Source organism: Falsiroseomonas stagni DSM 19981 (genome assembly GCF_900114315.1).
Lineage (GTDB): Bacteria > Pseudomonadota > Alphaproteobacteria > Acetobacterales > Acetobacteraceae > Falsiroseomonas > Falsiroseomonas stagni.
In genome coordinates, this window is sequence record NZ_FOSQ01000003.1 from 374,117 (window position 1) to 389,880 (window position 15,764).

Below are 15,764 nucleotides of genomic sequence, written 5' to 3' on the forward strand. Positions count from 1 at the left end.
CCCGTGAACAAGCCCCTTCCCAATTCCCTTCGCCAGGGTCCTGACGGCCGCGGCCGCTTCGGTGAATTCGGTGGCCGTTTCGTCGCCGAGACCCTGATGCCCCTGATCCTCGAGGTCGAGGCCGCCTACGAGGCCTCCAAGAAGGACGCGGCCTTCCAGGCGGAATGGCGCCGGCTGCTCACGCATTACGTCGGCCGGCCGAGCCCGCTCTGGTACGCGGAACGCCTCACGACCCATCTCCGCAAGAAGGCGGCGCCCGGCAAGGGTGCCAAGGTGTATTTCAAGCGGGACGAGCTGAACCACACCGGTGCGCACAAGATCAACGCCGTGCTCGGCCAGATCCTGCTGGCGAAGAAGATGGGCAAGACGCGCATCATCGCGGAGACGGGTGCGGGCCAGCACGGCGTCGCGACGGCCACCGCCTGCGCGCTGATGGACCTGCCCTGCGTCGTCTACATGGGCGCCACCGATGTGGAGCGGCAGCAGCCCAACGTCTTCCGCATGAAGCTGCTGGGCGCGCAAATCGTGCCCGTCACCTCCGGCGCCGCGACGCTGAAGGATGCGATGAACGAAGGCCTTCGCGACTGGGTCGCGAATGTCCACGACACCTACTACTGCATCGGCACCGTCGCCGGCCCCCACCCCTATCCCGCCATGGTGCGCGACTTCCAGAGCGTGATCGGCACCGAAGCCCGCGCGCAGATGCTGGAAGCCGAAGGCCGCCTGCCGGATGTGCTGGTCGCCGCCGTCGGCGGTGGCTCCAACGCCATGGGACTGTTTTATCCGTTCCTCGACGACAAGGATGTCGCGATGGTCGGCGTGGAAGCTGCGGGCCGTGGCCTCGACACGCATGAACACGCCGCCGCGCTCTCCCGCGGCCGGCCCGGTGTGCTGCATGGCAACCGCACCTACCTGCTGCAGGATGGCGACGGCCAGATCACGGAAGCGCACAGCATCTCCGCCGGCCTCGACTATCCCGGCGTCGGCCCCGAACACTCCTGGCTGCATGAGATCGGCCGCGTGCAATACGTGGGCGCGACGGATGACGAGGCGCTGGAAGCCTTTCAATTGTGCTCCCGCCAGGAAGGCATCATCCCGGCGCTGGAGCCCGCGCATGCGCTGGCCCATGTCATCAAGGCGGCGCCCGAGATGCCGGCCGACAGCATCATGCTGATGAATCTCTGCGGCCGCGGGGACAAGGACATCTTCACCGTGGCGAAGCACCTGGGCGAGAACATCTGAGATGAGCCGCATCGCCGCCAAATTCGCCGCCCTCCGCCAGGAAGGTCGCGGTGCCCTCGTCACCTACCTCCAGGCCTTCGATCCGGACCGGGAGACCTACCGCGCCATCCTGCACGGCCTGCCCGCCGCCGGCGCCGATGTCATCGAAGTGGGCGTGCCCTTCACGGATCCCATGGCCGATGGCCCGTCGATCCAGAAGGCCGGGCAGCGCGCGCTGAAGGCCGGCGCCACGGCGGCCGGCGTGCTCGACCTGGTGCGCAGCCTGCGGACGCTGGATGACACCACCCCGGTGGTGCTGATGGGCTACTACAACCCGATCCTCACCTACGGCGTCGAAGCCTTCTGCAAGGATGCCGCCACCGCCGGCGCCGACGGCCTCATCATCGTCGATGTCCCGCCGGAGGAAGCGGATGAGGTGGAGCCGCATGCAACGGCCAACGGCCTCGACCTGATCCGCCTGATCGCCCCAACCACGGACGAGGCGCGGCTGCCCAAGGTTCTCGCGGCCACCACGGGCTTCATCTACTACGTCGCCATCACCGGCATCACCGGCACGCGCAGCGCGGACTATGCGTCCATGGCGCCGACCATCGCGAACCTCAAGCGCCACACCGACCTGCCCGTCGCGATCGGCTTCGGCATCCGCAGCCCCGCGCAGGCGGCGGAAGCGGCGCAGGCGGCGGACGGTGCCGTGGTCGGCACGGCCCTCGTGGACACGCTGGCGGCGAGCCTCGACAGCGAAGGCCGCGCCGGCCCGGACACCGTGAAGAACGTGCTTGGCCAGGTCAGCGGCCTGGCGCAGGCCGTGCGCGCGGCGCGGAAGGTCGCGGCGTGAGGCAAGCAGCAGGGGGACGCTGTCCCCCTGCACCCCCTGCCAGGGTCCAACGGGACCCTGGACCGCGAGGTTTTATCGGCGGGTGAAGGGAGGGGCCTGGAACGCGCGCTTGTCCGGCGCGGGCTCGGTGCCCCTCCCTCCACCCGCCGATCAATTCATGGGTTCCCAAGGGGCCGCTGCCCCTTGGCATGGGGGTGCGGGGGAACGGCGTTCCCCCGCGGGCAACCGCAGCCGCCCTCAGCCCGCGGCGGGCAGGCCCTTGCTCGTGCTGTACTCGAAGTGCAGCGCCTCGCCCGGGAAGACCCGCGGGTGGATGGCGTGGGCGGCCATCGCGGCTTCGGAGAAGCCTTGCAGGATCAGTTTCAACTTGCCCGGGTAGGTCGCGATGTCGCCGATGGCGTGGATGCCGGGGATGGTGGTTTCGCAGGTCGCGGGCGTGACGGCGATGTGGCTGCGTTCCAGCCCGAGCCCCCAATCCGCGATCGGGCCGAGTTCCATGGACAGCCCGAAGAAGGCCAGCAGGTGGTCCGCCGGCACGGTCTTCACCTCCCCCTTAAGGGTCGCGAGCGACACGCCGGTGAGCTGGCCGCCTTCGCCTTCCAGCCCGTGCAGCTGGTAGGGAATCGCCAGCTCGATCTCGCCGCGTTCGGCCGCCTGCTTGAGTTGGGCCGCGCTTTCGGGCGCGCAGCGGAACTTGTCGCGGCGATGCACCACCGTGACCTTGGCGGCGATCTGCTTGAGGCTGAGTGCCCAATCCACCGCGCTGTCGCCGCCGCCCGCGATCACCACCTGCTTGCCGCGGAAATCCTCGCGGCGGCTGACCATGTAGCGCACGCCGCCCGTGGCCTCGAACTCGGCCAGGCGGTCGAGGGGCGGGCGGTTGGGGCCGAAGGCGCCGGCGCCGGCGGCCACCACCACCGCCTTGCAGCGGATGGTGTCGCCCGTGCTGGTGGCGAGGACGAAGCCATCGCCCTCCTGCCGCAGGGCATCGACGCGGCGGCCCATCATCAGCAGCGGGTTGAAGGGCGCGCATTGCTTGTGGAGTTGCGCGATGAGGTCGGCGCCCGCGATCTCGGGATGGGCGGGGATGTCGAAGATCGGCTTCTCCGGATACAGCGCGGCGCATTGGCCGCCGATCTCCTCCAGCGCGTCGATCACCACGGTCTTCATCCGCAGCATCCCGCATTCGAACACCGCGAACAGCCCCACGGGCCCGGCGCCGATGATCGCCACATCCGTCTCGACCACTGCGGTCATCCGATCCGTCCCCATGCCATCCTCGCGCGCACCCCTTGGCCGAAGCCCTCGGCCCGATCAAGAGCGCAGGATCAAATTGGGAACGGGTCCGCTTGTGCCAGGGGGGTGCGGGAGGGCAGATTGGCCCCGCATGTCGCGCACGCTGCTCCTCCCCGATGAAGGCGCCACCGCCGCGCTGGCCGCCCGCCTGGCGCGGCTGGCCCGGCCCGGGGACGCCGTGCTGCTGGAAGGCCCGCTCGGCGCTGGCAAATCCGCCTTCGCCCGTGCCTTCCTGCGCGCTGCATCCGGCGATCCGGCGCTGGAGGTGCCATCGCCGACCTTCACCCTGGTGCAGTCCTACGACCTTCCCGCCGGCCCTGCCTTCCACTTCGACCTCTGGCGCCTCGATGGCCCCGGCGGCCTGGCGGAGCTGGGGTGGGAGGAGGCGCGGGAGGGAATCGTGCTCGTGGAATGGCCCGACCGCCTGGGCGATTGGCGGCCCGACAACGCCCTGGTCATCACCCTGGCGCCTGGTGCCACGGAGGATTCGCGCGTGGCGACGTTGGCGGGATGGGACGGGCGGCTGCAGGACCTCACGGCATGATGCGGGCGGCGGAAGCGGCTTCCTTCCTGGCGGAGCATGGCTATGGCGCGGCGGATTATGCGCCGCTGCCGGCCGATGCCTCCTTCCGCAGCTACGCCAGGCTGCGCGGCGGCCCGCGCCCCGTGCTGCTGATGGACGCGCCGCCGCCGCAGGAGGATCTGCGCCCCTTCCTCGCCATCGCGGCCCATCTGCGCGATGCCGGGCTCTCGGCGCCGGACATCATCGCGGCCGATGTGACGCGCGGCTTCTGCCTGGTCGAGGATTTCGGCGCGGCCACGGTGGCGCAGTTGCTGGATGCCGGCGATGACCCGGCGCCCCATTACCTGGCCGCCACCGCCGCGCTGGCCCGCCTGCACGCCGTGCCCCCGCCGGACGGCCTGCCCGCCTGGGGCATCGACCGCATGACGGAAACCGCCGGCGCCACTTTTCTTCAGTGGTGGTGGCCGGCGACTTTCGGCGCGGCGCCCACCGCGGACGTCATCGCGGCGTTCGAGGGCGCGATGCGCGCCATGCTGGCCCCCTTCCAGGGGACCGGCTTCGTCCACCGCGACTATTTCCCCGCCAACCTCATGCCGCTGCCGAATCGCGAGGCGCCGCTTGATGTCGGCATCCTCGATTTCCAGGACGCCGCCATCGGCCACCCCGCCTATGACCTCGTCTCCTTGACCGAGGATGCCCGGCGGGACGTGGACCCGGCGCTGAGGGCGGCCTGCATCGCGCGCTACCTGGCGCTGCGGCCGGACCTCGATGCGGGCGATTTCCGCGCTGCCATGGCCGCCTGCGCGGCGCAGCGGCATCTGCGTGTCGCGGCGCTCTGGGTGCGGCTGGCGCGGCGGGACGGGAAGCCGCATTACCTGGTGCACGGGCCGCGCTGCTGGGCGCAGCTCGGCCGCGCGCTCTCCCACCCCGCCACGGCACCGCTGCGCGACTTCCTGGATGCGCATGTGCCGCCTTCCATGCGACAGAATCCCCTCGTTCTTCAGGACGCCACGGCATGATCGCCCTCTCCCACGCCATGGTGCTCGCCGCCGGCCTCGGCACCCGCATGCGGCCGTTGACGGATGACCGCCCGAAGCCGCTGCTGCCGCTGGAAGGCCGCAGCCTGCTGCACCATGCGCTGGACCGCCTGGCCGCCGCTGGTGTCACGCATCACGTCGTGAACGCGCATTACTTCGCCGACCAGGTCGCGGAATCCGTCGCGGCGCATGACGCGCCCGGCCGCCTGGTGCTGCGGGAGGATGTGCTGCTGGAAACCGGCGGCGGCATCACCAACGCGCTGCCGCATCTGGGCGAAAGCCCCTTCGCCGTCATCAATGGCGATGCCTTCTGGCTGGATGGCCCGACCCCGGCGCTGGACCGCCTGGCCGCCGCCTTCGACGGTGCGGAGATGGACGCGCTGCTGCTGCTGGTCCGCACCGCCCAGGTGGATGGAGAGGTCGGGCGCGGCGACTTCCTGCTCGACCCGCTCGGCCGCGTGCGCCGGCCGAAGGAGCGGGAGATCTCCCCCTACCTCTTCGCCGGCGTGCAGATCCTCTCGCCGCGACTGTTCCGGGAGGCGCCGCCCGGTCCCTTCTCCCTCAACGTCCTGTTCGACCGCGCGATCGAGGAAGGGCGCATGTTCGGCCTGGTGCATGATGGCGCCTGGTTCCACCTGTCCACACCGCGCGACCTGGACCGGGCGGAGACGATGCTGCGCGCGGGCATGCTCACCGCGTTGTTCTGATGCACCTCTACGACATCCCCGCCGAGCTGCCCTTCCTGGACTGCCTCGCGGCGGGGGTGCTGGATGCGTTGAAGGACCGGCCGCCGGAAGCCCTGGCGCGGGCCACCATCCTGCTGCCCACGCGCCGTTCCGCCCGCGGCCTGCGCGATGCCTTCCTGGCCGCGGCGGAAGGCCGGGCCCTGCTGCTGCCGCGGATGCGCGCCCTGGCCGGGCTCTCGACCGAGGATGCCGACGAACTCGCCTTGCCCGCGCTGCTGGACCTCCCCCCCGCCGTCGCGCCGCTGACGCGGCAGGCCGTGCTGACGGGGATGGTGATGCGCCTGCCGCCCCGCCATGGCGGCCCCGCCACCCCCGAACAGGCCTGGGGCCTGGCGGCCGAGATGGCGCGGCTGTTCGATGAGGTGGCGCTGGAGGAGAAGGACCCCGATCTGCTCAGCCAGGGCAACCCGCTGGCCTATGCCGAGGCCTGGTTGGCACGCCTCGAAGCCCTGGTGCCCGGCGAACAGGCGACCCATTGGCAGATCACCACCACCTTCCTCCGCGGCGTCGCCACCGCCTGGGCCGGGTGGCTGGAGGGCGAGGGGCTGCTGGATATCGGGCTGCGCCGCGTCCTCGCGCTCCGCGCCCAGACGGAAGCCTGGCGCAGCGCGCCGCCGGAGGAGCCGATCATCGCCGCCGGCATCGGCGTCGGCGGCACCATCCCGGCGGCGGTCGAGTTGCTGAAGGTGGTGGCCGCCCTGCCGCGCGGCGCCGTGGTGCTGCATGGGCTGGACCGCGCGGCGCTCGGCCAGGTCTGGGATGCGGTGTCGCAGGCGCCGACCCACCCCTTCTGCAGCCAGGCGCGGCTGCTGGCGGATATGGGCGTGGAGGCGCGGCAGGTCCGCCGCTGGCCCGGCTGCGGCCTGCACCAGCCCCGCGCCGTGCCGGAAGCGCGCCCGACGCTGCTGGAAATGGCGCTCCGCCCGCCCGCCGGCATGGCGCCCTGGACCGTGCCCGCGCCCGATTCCTGGCGCCCGGGCCTGCAGGGCCTGCAGGTTCTGGCCGCCCCCGACGCGCAGACGGAAGCCGCCGCCATCGCGCTGCTGCTGCGGGAGGCGCTGGAAAAGCCCGGCGCCCGCGCCGCCCTCATCACCCCCGACCGCGACCTGGCGCGGCGCGTCTCAGCCGAGCTGATCCGCCACGGCATCATCGCCGATGACAGCGCCGGCGAACCGCTGGGCCAGACGCCGACCGGCACCTTCCTGCGGATGCTGGCCCGCGCGGTGGCGGAAGATCTTTCGCCGGTTCCGCTCCTCGCTTTGCTCAAGCACCCGATCTGCGCGGCGGGGATGGCGCGGGCGGATTTTCTCGATGCCGTGCGGCTGCTGGAACGCCGCGTGCTGCGCGGGCCGCGTCCCCAGGGCGGCCTTTCCGGGCTGCGCGCCGCCATCGAATCCCTGTCGGAGGGCGCCAGCAAGCCGAAGCTCGTTGCGCTGCACGCCGCGCTCGAAGCGTCGCTCGGCGATTTCGCGTCGCTGCACGGCGCGCCCCGGCCGCCCGCCGACCTGCTCGCTGCCCATCTGGCGGCGGCGGAAGCCCTGGCGACCACGCCGGAGGCGCCGGGCGGGCTGCGCCTCTACGCGGCGGAGGAGGGGGAGGTCCTGGCCTCCCACCTCGCCGACCTCGCTCCCGCCATGGCACGCCTCCCGCCGCTCGACCCCGGCGCCTGGCCGGCGCTGTTCGATGCCGCGATCGAGGGCATCGCCGCGCGATCCGTCCGCGCCCAGGCCGGCCGCGATGCCGGCGCCCATCCGCGGGTGGAAATCCTCGGCCTGCTGGAAGCCCGGCTGCTGGCCTTCGACCGCGTGGTGCTGGGCGCGTTGGACGAGACGGTATGGCCGCTGGCGACCGATCCCGGCCCCTGGATGAGCCGCCCCATGCGCGCCCAGTTCGGCCTGCCCGAACCCGAGGCCCGCATCGGCCGCGTCTGCATGGATTTTTTCCTGTTCGCCTGCGCCGCGCCGGATGCGGTGCTGTCCCGTGCGGCACGCCGGGGGGGGGCGCCGACGGTGCCTGCGCGTTGGATCACGCGCCTCGAAACCTTCCTGTCCGGCCAGGACCTCAAGCTGCCGGAAAGCCAGGCCGCCCGCATGGCCGCCGCGCTCGACCAGCCCGCCGAGATCCTGCCTCTGCGCCGCCCCTCGCCCTGCCCGCCCGCCGCGCTGCGGCCGCGGGAGATCAGCGTGACGGAAGTCGCGACCCTGCTCGCCGACCCCTACGCCTTCTACGCCAGGCGGGTGCTGGGCTTGAGAAAGCTCGACCCGCTGGATGCCGATGTCGGCGCGCTGGACTACGGCATCATCGTCCATGCCGCGCTCGCCCGTTTCGTCCGCGATGTCTCCACCGCGCGGGCGGGCTGGCCGGGGGATGACGCCGCCCGCGCGATCTGGGCGGAGGCGGCCGAGGAAGCCCTTGCCGCACAGGGCCCGCGCCCCGCGCTCGCCGCCTTCTGGCGCCCGCGCCTGGCGCGCATCGGTGCCTTCGTGATCGAGATGGAGCGCGACATGCGCCGGGACGGCCATATCCGGCAGAGCTGGGTGGAGCGGGAAGGGCGCCTCGACCTGCCGCGCCCGCGCGGCAAGGTGGTGTTGAAGGCGCGCGCCGATCGCGTGGACCAGCTGGGCGACGGGACGCTGGCGGTGCTGGACTACAAGACCGGCACCCTGCCCAGCACCGAGGATCTCGTGGACGGCACCGCGCCGCAATTGCCGCTGGAGGCCGCCATGGCCTGGCGCGGCGCCATCCAGGGCGTGCCGGACAGCCCCGTGCGGGCGCTGACCTACTGGAAGCTCTCGGGCGGGGAGACCGCCGGCGAGGTCAAGGCGATGATCACGGAGCCGGAGGAGGTCGAATCCGCCGCGGAGGATGCGCTGGATCGCCTCGGCCTGCTGGTGGACCGTTTCCTGCTGGGCGACGTCCCTTTCACGGCGCGGCCGCATCCCGCGCGCAGCACCAAGGGCGATGACTACGACCAACTCTCCCGCGTCGCGGAATGGGCGGATGCGGAGGGGGAGGAATGAGGGGGCGCCGAGGTTGCCCGGGGGGAGCGCTGCTCCCCCCGATATGCCCATTGACGACGGTCCAGGGCCGGTTCGGCCCTGGCGGATGGGGTGTGGGGAAGGCAGCGCCTTCCCCACGACTGTCCCGCCCATGAACCTCCCCCTTACCCCCCGCCAGGAAGCCGAGTTCGAGCAGGGCCGCGCTTCCGACCCCGCCTCCTCCGCCTGGGTCGGCGCCTCCGCCGGTTCCGGCAAGACCAAGGTGCTGACCGACCGCGTGCTGCGCCTGCTGCTCGCCCCCGGCACGCGCCCCGCCAGCATCCTTTGCCTCACCTTCACCAAGGCCGCGGCGGCGGAGATGGCGACGCGGCTGGCCCGCGAGCTCGGCCGCTGGGCGGTGGAACCGGAATCCCGCCTGGCGGATCGCCTGGCGCGCCTGCTGGGCCGCGCGCCAACGCGCGACGATTTGGATACGGCCCGCGCCCTGTTCTGCCGCGTGCTGGAATTGCCGGGCGGCATGCGCATCAGCACCATCCACGCCTTCTGCCAGTCCCTGCTGCGCGCCTTCCCGCTGGAGGCCGGCCTCGCCCCGCAATTCGGCGTGGTGGAGGACGCCGATGCCCGCACCCTGCTGGCCGAGGCGCGGGAGGCCGTGCTCGCCGGGCCGATGACGCCGCGTGAGGCGCTGGAGGCCCTGGCCAGCCTGGTGCCGCCCGAATCCTTCGCCCGCCTGGTGCAGGCGCTGGACGGGGACCGCGAACGCCTCTCCGCCGCTTTGCGCGGCACCGGGTCGCTGGAGGGCCTCTGCGCCGCCATCGCCACGCATCTCGGCCTGCCCGAGGGCGCGCATGAGGCGACGCTCGTCTCCGACGCGGCGGAGCAGGCGGACCGCGATGCGGTCATGGCCGCGCGCCTGCTCCAGTCCAGCCGGAACGAGAATGACCAGGCGCGGGGCTTGCGCATCCTCACCTGGCTGGAACTCCACCCCGCGCATCGCGTGGCGCGCTGGGCGGAATGGGTGGAGATCTTCCTGACGAAGGAGGGCACGCCCCGCAAATCCATGGCGACCAAGCAGGTCGGCCCCCGCCAGGGCGAATGCGCCGCGATCCTGGCGCGGGAGGGTGAGCGGGTGGCGGCGGTGGAGGGCAGTCGCCGCGCCTGCCGCCTGCTGGCCGCCACGCGCGCGCTGCTCGCGCTCGGCGCGCCGGTCCTGGCCGGCTACGCCGCCCGCAAGCAGGCGCGCGGGCTGATGGATTACGACGATCTGATCCTGTCCGCCCAGCGCGTGCTGCAGGACCCCGGCAGTGCCTGGGTGCTGTTCAAGCTGGATGGCGGCCTGGACCACGTACTGCTGGACGAGGCGCAGGACAGCAACCCCGCGCAATGGGGCATCGCCGCCGCGCTGACGGAGGAGTTCTTCGCCGGCGCCGGGCGGGAGAAGCCGCGCGACGAACCGGCGGTGCCGCGCACGGTCTTCGCGGTGGGCGACATCAAGCAGTCCATCTACGGCTTCCAGGGCGCGGATGCCGCGGGCTTCGCGCGGTGGAAGGGGCATTTCGGGCGGCGCATCGCCGCCCTCGGTGATGCGCTGCGCGACGTGCAGCTCAAGGTCTCCTTCCGCTCCACCGCGCCGGTGCTGGCCCTGGTGGACGCCGTCTTCGCGGATGGCGAGGCGCGCGACGGCGTGGTGAACCCAGGCGAGGACTTGCTGCACCGGCCCGACCGCGCCGGCCATGCCGGGCGGGTCGAGCTCTGGCCCATGCTGGAAGCGGCCCCCACCGAACCGCCGCCGCCCTGGGAAGTGCCCGAGGCCCCCGCCCAGGCCACCGGCGCCGATGCCCTGCTGGCGGAGGCGATCGCCGCGCGCATCGCGCATTGGATCCGCAGCCGCGCGCCGCTGGAAAGCCGCGGCCGCCCGATCCGCGCGGGCGACATCCTGGTGCTGCTGCGCAAGCGCTCCGGCGGGCTGCTGCCGCGCCTGGTCCGCGCGCTGAAGGAACGCGGCGTGCCCGTCGGCGGCGCCGACCGCATCCGGCTGATCGAGCAGATCGCGGTGCAGGACCTGCTGGCGCTGGCCGATGTCCTGCTGCTGCCGGATGACGACCTTCAGCTCGCCGCGCTGCTGAAATCGCCGCTCATCGGGCTCGATGAGGACCAGCTCTTTGCCCTCGCCCATGGCCGCACCACCAGCCTCTGGGCCGTGCTGCAGAAGGCGCGCGGCGCCGCGACGCCGGAAGGCAAGGCCGCCGACTGGATCGCGGGGCTGATGGCGCGCGCCGACCTGGTCACGCCGCACGCCCTCTTCGCCGAAGTGCTGGGCGAGCATCGGGGGCGGGAGAGGCTGCTGAAGCGCCTCGGCCCCGATGCCGCCGACCCCGTGGATGAATTCCTCAACGCCGCGCTGGACCATGGCAGCCGCCACCCGCCCAGCCTCCAGCATTTCGTGGGCTGGCTGCGGCGCGGCGGCGCGGAGGTGAAGCGCGAACAGGAAGGCGCGGGCGATGCCGTCCGCATCATGACCGTCCACGGCGCCAAGGGGTTGCAGGCGCCCGTGGTGATCCTGCCGGACACGATGGGCGGCGGCCGGGACAATGCCGATGTCCGCTGGCATGAGCCGGCGGAGGGCGTGCCCCTGCCGCTCTGGGCGCCAAACCGCGACCACCACGCCCCCGCCTATACCGCCCTGCTGGCCGCGGAGAAGCAGGCGCGGGCGGAGGAGGAGCACCGCCTTCTCTATGTCGCGCTGACCCGGGCGGAGGACCGGCTGCTGGTCTGCGGCTGGCAGAAGAAGCGACCCAAGGACGCGCCCTGGAAGGAAGGCACCTGGTACGACCTGGTCGCCCGCGGGTTCTCCCGGCTCGACGCCGCGGTGGCGGAGCCCTTCGACCCCGAGGCCTTCGGCGCCCCCGCCGGATGCCGCTTCGCGGCGGGGGAGGCCCTGGCCCTCTCCGCGCCGCAGGAAACCGCCGCCGTGCCCGATGGGCGCGACGCCCCGCCCCCCGCCGCGGCCGACCTGCCCGCCTGGGCCCGCACCCCGGCGCCGCCGGAGGGGGTGGTGGATGCCCTCGCGCCCTCCGCCGTGCCAGGGGAGAATGAGGGGGAGAATGAGGGTGGCCCCGCCGCCGCCCCGCATGGCGCCGCGGACCCCACCGGGCGTCGCTTCCGCCGCGGCCGCATCGTGCACGCCCTGCTGCAGCATCTGCCCGAGCAGGACCCCGCCCTGCGCGAAGCCGCCGGCCGCGCCTTCCTGGCCCGGCCCGGCCACGGGCTGGACGCCGCGGAGCAGGCGGAGACGCTGGCGGAGGTGATGGCCCTGCTGGAAGCCCCCGGCATCGCCGCCGCCTTCGGCCCCGGCAGCCTGGCGGAGGCGCCCATCGCCGGCCAGGTGGGCGATCTGCTGGTCAGCGGCCAGGTGGACCGGCTGCTGGTCACGCCCGGCCGGGTGCTGGTGCTGGACTACAAGACCAACCGCCCCCCGCCGGTCACGGTCGACTCGGTGCCGCGCCTCTACCTCCGCCAGATGGCGGCCTACCGCGCCGTCCTGGCCCGCGCCTTCCCCGGGCGGGCGGTGGATTGCGTGCTGGTCTGGACCTATGGCGCGCGACTCATGCCGCTGCCGAACGAGTTGCTGGATCGGCATGCGCCGGGCGCATGACGCCACGCATGCGCCTCACGCGGCGCTTGCTTGACCGCGGCCGACCCCGCCACGATCTTGCCATATAACAGCCGGGCCCCCGCCCGGCGCTGGAGACGACCCCCGATGAGCGAACTCACCAAGGCCGTGACCGACGACAGCTTCCGGCAGGACGTGCTGGAAGCCCCCGGCCCCGTGCTGGTGGATTTCTGGGCCGAGTGGTGCGGCCCCTGCCGCATGGTCGCGCCGATCCTGGACGAGATCGCCAAGGAATACGAAGGCAAGCTGACCATCGCGAAGGTCAACATCGACGACAACCCGATGACGCCGAACGACTACGCGGTGCGCGGCATCCCGACCATGATCCTGTTCAAGGACGGCAAGCCGGTGGACACCAAGGTCGGCGCGCTGCCCAAGGGGGCGATGAAGGAATGGGTCGCCAGCAAGCTGGGATGAAGTATCCCAGCGAGCTGGGATGACATCCGAGCAAGCTGGGATGGCTTGATTCCAGCCGCGGGGCGCTTTCCGGCGCCCCGCGGCTGACTACATGCGGGCGATGATCGATCGCCGCACGCTGCTCGCCTCCACCCTCCTGCCCCTGCCGGCACTCGCGCAGGCCGGCGATCTCGTGCGGTCGGACCGCGCCGCCTTCCGGCTGACCACCCTCGCCACCGGCCTGGAACACCCCTGGGGCGCCGCGCTGCTGCCGGATGGGCGATTGCTGGTGACAGAACGGCCCGGGCGGCTCCGCGTGGTGACGCCGGGCGGCCAGGTTTCCAATCCGCTGGCTGGCGTGCCGGAGGTCGAGGCGCGCAGCCAGGGCGGGCTGCTGGACGTTGCCCTTGCCCCGGATTTCGCGCGGACGCGGGAGGTCTACCTCTCCCACGCCATGCTGGTGCAGGGCGGCGCGCTGACGCGCCTGACCCGCGCGCGACTCTCCGCCGACGCCTCGGCGCTGGAGGGCGCGACGCCGATCCTGGATGCGACCCCCGCCCAGCCCAGCGGCCGCAACCACTATGGCAGCCGCATCGCCTTCGGCCCCGATGGTCGCCTGTATCTCTCCACCGGGGACCGCCAGAACGACAAGATGCGGTCCCAGCGCCTGGACGATCTGGCGGGCAAGGTGCTGCGGCTGGAACGGGATGGCAGCCCGGCCGCCGGCAACCCCTTCCTCGGCCGGGCCGAGGCGCGGGCGGAGATTTTTTCCTATGGCCACCGCAACCCCCAGGGGCTCGCCTTCAACCCCTGGACCGGCAGCCTGTGGCAGGCGGAATTCGGCGCCCGCGGCGGGGATGAGGTGAACATCGTCCGCCCCGGCCTCAACTACGGCTGGCCCGTCGTCAGCCATGGCGTGGACTACAATGGCAGCCCCATCGGCACCGGCCAGAAACTCGCGGAGGGGATCGAGGCGCCGCTGCATTTCTGGACGCCCTCGGTCAGCCCCTCCGGCATCGGCTTCTACACCGGCGGCGCCTTCCCGGGCTGGTCCCGCAGCCTCTTCGTCGCGGCCCTCAACCCGCCCGGCCTGGTGCGGCTGCAGACGGAGGGCGACCGCGTGGTGGCGGAGGAACGCCTGCTGTTCGATCGCCGCATCCGCATGCGCCAGGTCGTGGTCGCCGCCGATGGCGCGCTGCTGGTGCTGACGGATGAGGCGCGCGGGCGGATCCTGCGCCTCAGCCCGGCCTGAGGTCAGCGGTCGTCTTCAGTGGTCGTAATGCAGGCGGAGTTCGCGGCGCCCATCGGGCAAGCGCGATTCCGCCACGCGGTCGGCGGCATGCCAGAGCAGCAGCGCGGCAAGGCGCGTCGCCACTTCCTCCCCGTCCGCCTCTGCCGACAACAGCGGCGCGGCGTCCTCCCGCAACGACCGCCCATGCCAGCGGAGCGTCACATCCAGGTTGAACTCGTCGAAGCGCCCCGTGAGCGCGACCACCGTGCCGGGATCGGCCTGGCGGGTCAGCAGCCCGGCCGCCTCCTCCATAGCTCCTCGTAGCCGGGCCACCACCTCCGCCCGCGCACCCCAGGCGCTGCCGGCATCGGTGGCGAAATCCTCCATCGCCTCATGGCCCTCCGTCGGCCTCCACACCGCCTCCCGCTGTCGTGTCGCGCCGGCGCGGAAGGCGGCGTTCAGCACCAGGCCGACGATCAGCCCCAGCACGAGGGAGGAGGTCAGCAGCATGCGCGCGCTATCGGGCAGCGAGACGAAGAGTTGCGGCGTGGCGTCATAGGACACGCCGACCACAAAGGCCGCACCCACCACCAGGCTGCGCCGCGCATCCAGCGCCCGCTGCACCACGATCCCCATGCCGGTGACGACGATGAAGGCGGCCGCGAAGAACAGCGCCGCCCCCAGCACACCCCGCGGCACCGCCAGCACCAGCGCCGGCGCCCCCGGCACCAGGCCGAGCGTGATCCACAGCACGCCGACCGCGATCGCGACCCGCCGCGCCATGACGCCGCTGGCGATGGCAAGGCCGACGCTGGCCGTATAGGTGTTGGTCCCCGGCACGCCGATGACGCCGGCCATGACGGTGCCGAGCCCATCGGCCAGCACGCCCGCACGGATGGACCCGAAATCCGGCCGCTTCCAGCCCGGGTCGTTCGCGCGCTGGCAGGCCACGATGTCGCCGGAAGCGCGCACCAGGCAGGCCAGCGCCCCAACCAGCACCCCCGGCAGCAGCGCCAAGGGCAAGGACGGCATGGCGATGGGCCAGTGCGGCCACTGCACGGCCTGCGCCACGTCTGGCACGTGATGCTGAACCAGCGCGATGTCGAGGAGATGCGCCACCACCCCCGCGCCCAGCCCCGCCAGCACCGCCACCGGCCGCCACCGCGCCCCGCCCCAGACCGTCAGCACGATGATGACCAGGATGGTGATGGCCGGTGCCACCAGATCATGCGCGGGGTTGCGGGCGCCCGGCCCGAACCCCGTCATCAGCCGCAGCCCGAGCAGCCCCAGCACCAGGCCGATCATCAGCACGACCAGCCCCGCGAGCTCCGTCGGCAGATAGGGCCGCAACCGCTGCACCAGGAACGACAGCCCGACCTGCGTGATCCCCGCCGCCAGCGTCAGCCCGGCGACGGCGCCAAGGCCGCCCATCTGGGCCGCCACCAGCGATGGCGGCAGGTACACCGCGGTGAAGACAGCCGGCAGCAGGAAGCCGGACCCGATGCCCCGCTGCCCCCAGGCCTGCAGCAGCGTCGAAACGCCAAGCGCGATCATGGCCAGCGCGATGTAGTTGGTGAGCGTGGCGTCATCCGCCCCCGCCGCTTCCGCCACCACCCGAGGGAAGACCAGCGTGACCGCGCCAAGCCCGACATGCTGCAACGCGGCGGGCCAGATGACCGAGGCCGGCGGCGCGGAGGCGAGCGTCCAGGACGGCCTGCTACCCGTGGTCATCCCCCGCCCGCTCCCCGTTGGTGTCGGCACATCGCACCCTTGCCGGGTGGCGTCA

Annotated in this window: 11 protein-coding genes; 9 read left to right on the plus strand and 2 right to left on the minus strand. The window is 72.6% G+C overall.

The genetic code is table 11. The features are described from left to right. The first annotated feature begins 3 nt into the window (after positions 1 to 3). Positions 4 to 1,242, plus strand: coding sequence for a tryptophan synthase subunit beta (trpB, locus tag BM041_RS12065; RefSeq protein WP_092959876.1), 1,239 nt, complete (start codon positions 4 to 6; stop codon positions 1,240 to 1,242). 1 nt (position 1,243) lies between these two features. After that, complete coding sequence (gene trpA / locus BM041_RS12070) at positions 1,244 to 2,077, plus strand: tryptophan synthase subunit alpha (RefSeq protein ID WP_092959681.1); 834 nt, start codon at positions 1,244 to 1,246, stop codon at positions 2,075 to 2,077. A gap of 237 nt (positions 2,078 to 2,314) precedes the next feature. Here the strand turns inward: trpA and BM041_RS12075 are convergent, their stop codons facing one another. Beyond that, positions 2,315 to 3,334: an NAD(P)/FAD-dependent oxidoreductase gene (locus BM041_RS12075; protein WP_092959878.1), complete on the minus strand. Its 1,020-nt coding sequence runs from the start codon at positions 3,332 to 3,334 to the stop codon at positions 2,315 to 2,317. Between the two features lie 130 nt (positions 3,335 to 3,464). Between BM041_RS12075 and tsaE the strand changes: the two genes are divergently transcribed. From tsaE to BM041_RS12110, 7 genes are all read left to right on the plus strand, one after another. Further along, complete coding sequence (tsaE, locus tag BM041_RS12080) at positions 3,465 to 3,917, plus strand: tRNA (adenosine(37)-N6)-threonylcarbamoyltransferase complex ATPase subunit type 1 TsaE (protein ID WP_092959683.1); 453 nt, start codon at positions 3,465 to 3,467, stop codon at positions 3,915 to 3,917. After that, positions 3,914 to 4,915 carry an aminoglycoside phosphotransferase family protein gene (locus tag BM041_RS12085; RefSeq protein WP_245762044.1) on the plus strand — a complete coding sequence of 334 codons (1,002 nt, stop codon included), beginning with the start codon at positions 3,914 to 3,916 and terminating at the stop codon, positions 4,913 to 4,915. Before tsaE ends, BM041_RS12085 begins: the two co-directional genes overlap by 4 nt. Further along, positions 4,912 to 5,640 carry a nucleotidyltransferase family protein gene (locus tag BM041_RS12090; protein ID WP_092959685.1) on the plus strand — a complete coding sequence of 243 codons (729 nt, stop codon included), beginning with the start codon at positions 4,912 to 4,914 and terminating at the stop codon, positions 5,638 to 5,640. Before BM041_RS12085 ends, BM041_RS12090 begins: the two co-directional genes overlap by 4 nt. Further along, complete coding sequence (gene addB, locus BM041_RS12095; RefSeq protein WP_092959687.1) at positions 5,640 to 8,699, plus strand: double-strand break repair protein AddB; 3,060 nt, start codon at positions 5,640 to 5,642, stop codon at positions 8,697 to 8,699. The genes BM041_RS12090 and addB overlap by 1 nt, the downstream gene beginning before the upstream one ends. A 130-nt stretch (positions 8,700 to 8,829) precedes the next feature. Continuing rightward, complete coding sequence (addA, locus tag BM041_RS12100; RefSeq protein ID WP_092959689.1) at positions 8,830 to 12,333, plus strand: double-strand break repair helicase AddA; 3,504 nt, start codon at positions 8,830 to 8,832, stop codon at positions 12,331 to 12,333. Positions 12,334 to 12,438: 105 nt separating this feature from the next. Then, complete coding sequence (gene trxA, locus BM041_RS12105; RefSeq protein WP_092959691.1) at positions 12,439 to 12,768, plus strand: thioredoxin TrxA; 330 nt, start codon at positions 12,439 to 12,441, stop codon at positions 12,766 to 12,768. Between the two features lie 100 nt (positions 12,769 to 12,868). Next, the gene (locus BM041_RS12110) at positions 12,869 to 13,999 is read left to right on the plus strand and encodes a PQQ-dependent sugar dehydrogenase (protein ID WP_217648699.1); all 1,131 of its coding nucleotides are present in this window, start codon (positions 12,869 to 12,871) and stop codon (positions 13,997 to 13,999) included. Positions 14,000 to 14,014: 15 nt separating this feature from the next. Here BM041_RS12110 and BM041_RS12115 read toward each other — a convergent pair whose 3' ends face one another. Further along, positions 14,015 to 15,709, minus strand: a complete 1,695-nt coding sequence (locus tag BM041_RS12115; protein ID WP_092959695.1) for a solute carrier family 23 protein — start codon at positions 15,707 to 15,709, stop codon at positions 14,015 to 14,017. Positions 15,710 to 15,764 lie beyond the last annotated feature (55 nt).

Coding starts and splice junctions, on each gene's coding strand:
- trpA (WP_092959681.1), top strand. CDS start 1,244: ATGAGCCGCATCGCCGCCAAATTCGCCGCCCTCCGCCAGGAAGGTCGC.
- BM041_RS12075 (WP_092959878.1), bottom strand. CDS start 3,334: ATGACCGCAGTGGTCGAGACGGATGTGGCGATCATCGGCGCCGGGCCC.
- tsaE (WP_092959683.1), top strand. CDS start 3,465: ATGTCGCGCACGCTGCTCCTCCCCGATGAAGGCGCCACCGCCGCGCTG.
- BM041_RS12085 (WP_245762044.1), top strand. CDS start 3,914: ATGATGCGGGCGGCGGAAGCGGCTTCCTTCCTGGCGGAGCATGGCTAT.
- BM041_RS12090 (WP_092959685.1), top strand. CDS start 4,912: ATGATCGCCCTCTCCCACGCCATGGTGCTCGCCGCCGGCCTCGGCACC.
- addB (WP_092959687.1), top strand. CDS start 5,640: ATGCACCTCTACGACATCCCCGCCGAGCTGCCCTTCCTGGACTGCCTC.
- addA (WP_092959689.1), top strand. CDS start 8,830: ATGAACCTCCCCCTTACCCCCCGCCAGGAAGCCGAGTTCGAGCAGGGC.
- trxA (WP_092959691.1), top strand. CDS start 12,439: ATGAGCGAACTCACCAAGGCCGTGACCGACGACAGCTTCCGGCAGGAC.
- BM041_RS12110 (WP_217648699.1), top strand. CDS start 12,869: ATGATCGATCGCCGCACGCTGCTCGCCTCCACCCTCCTGCCCCTGCCG.
- BM041_RS12115 (WP_092959695.1), bottom strand. CDS start 15,709: ATGACCACGGGTAGCAGGCCGTCCTGGACGCTCGCCTCCGCGCCGCCG.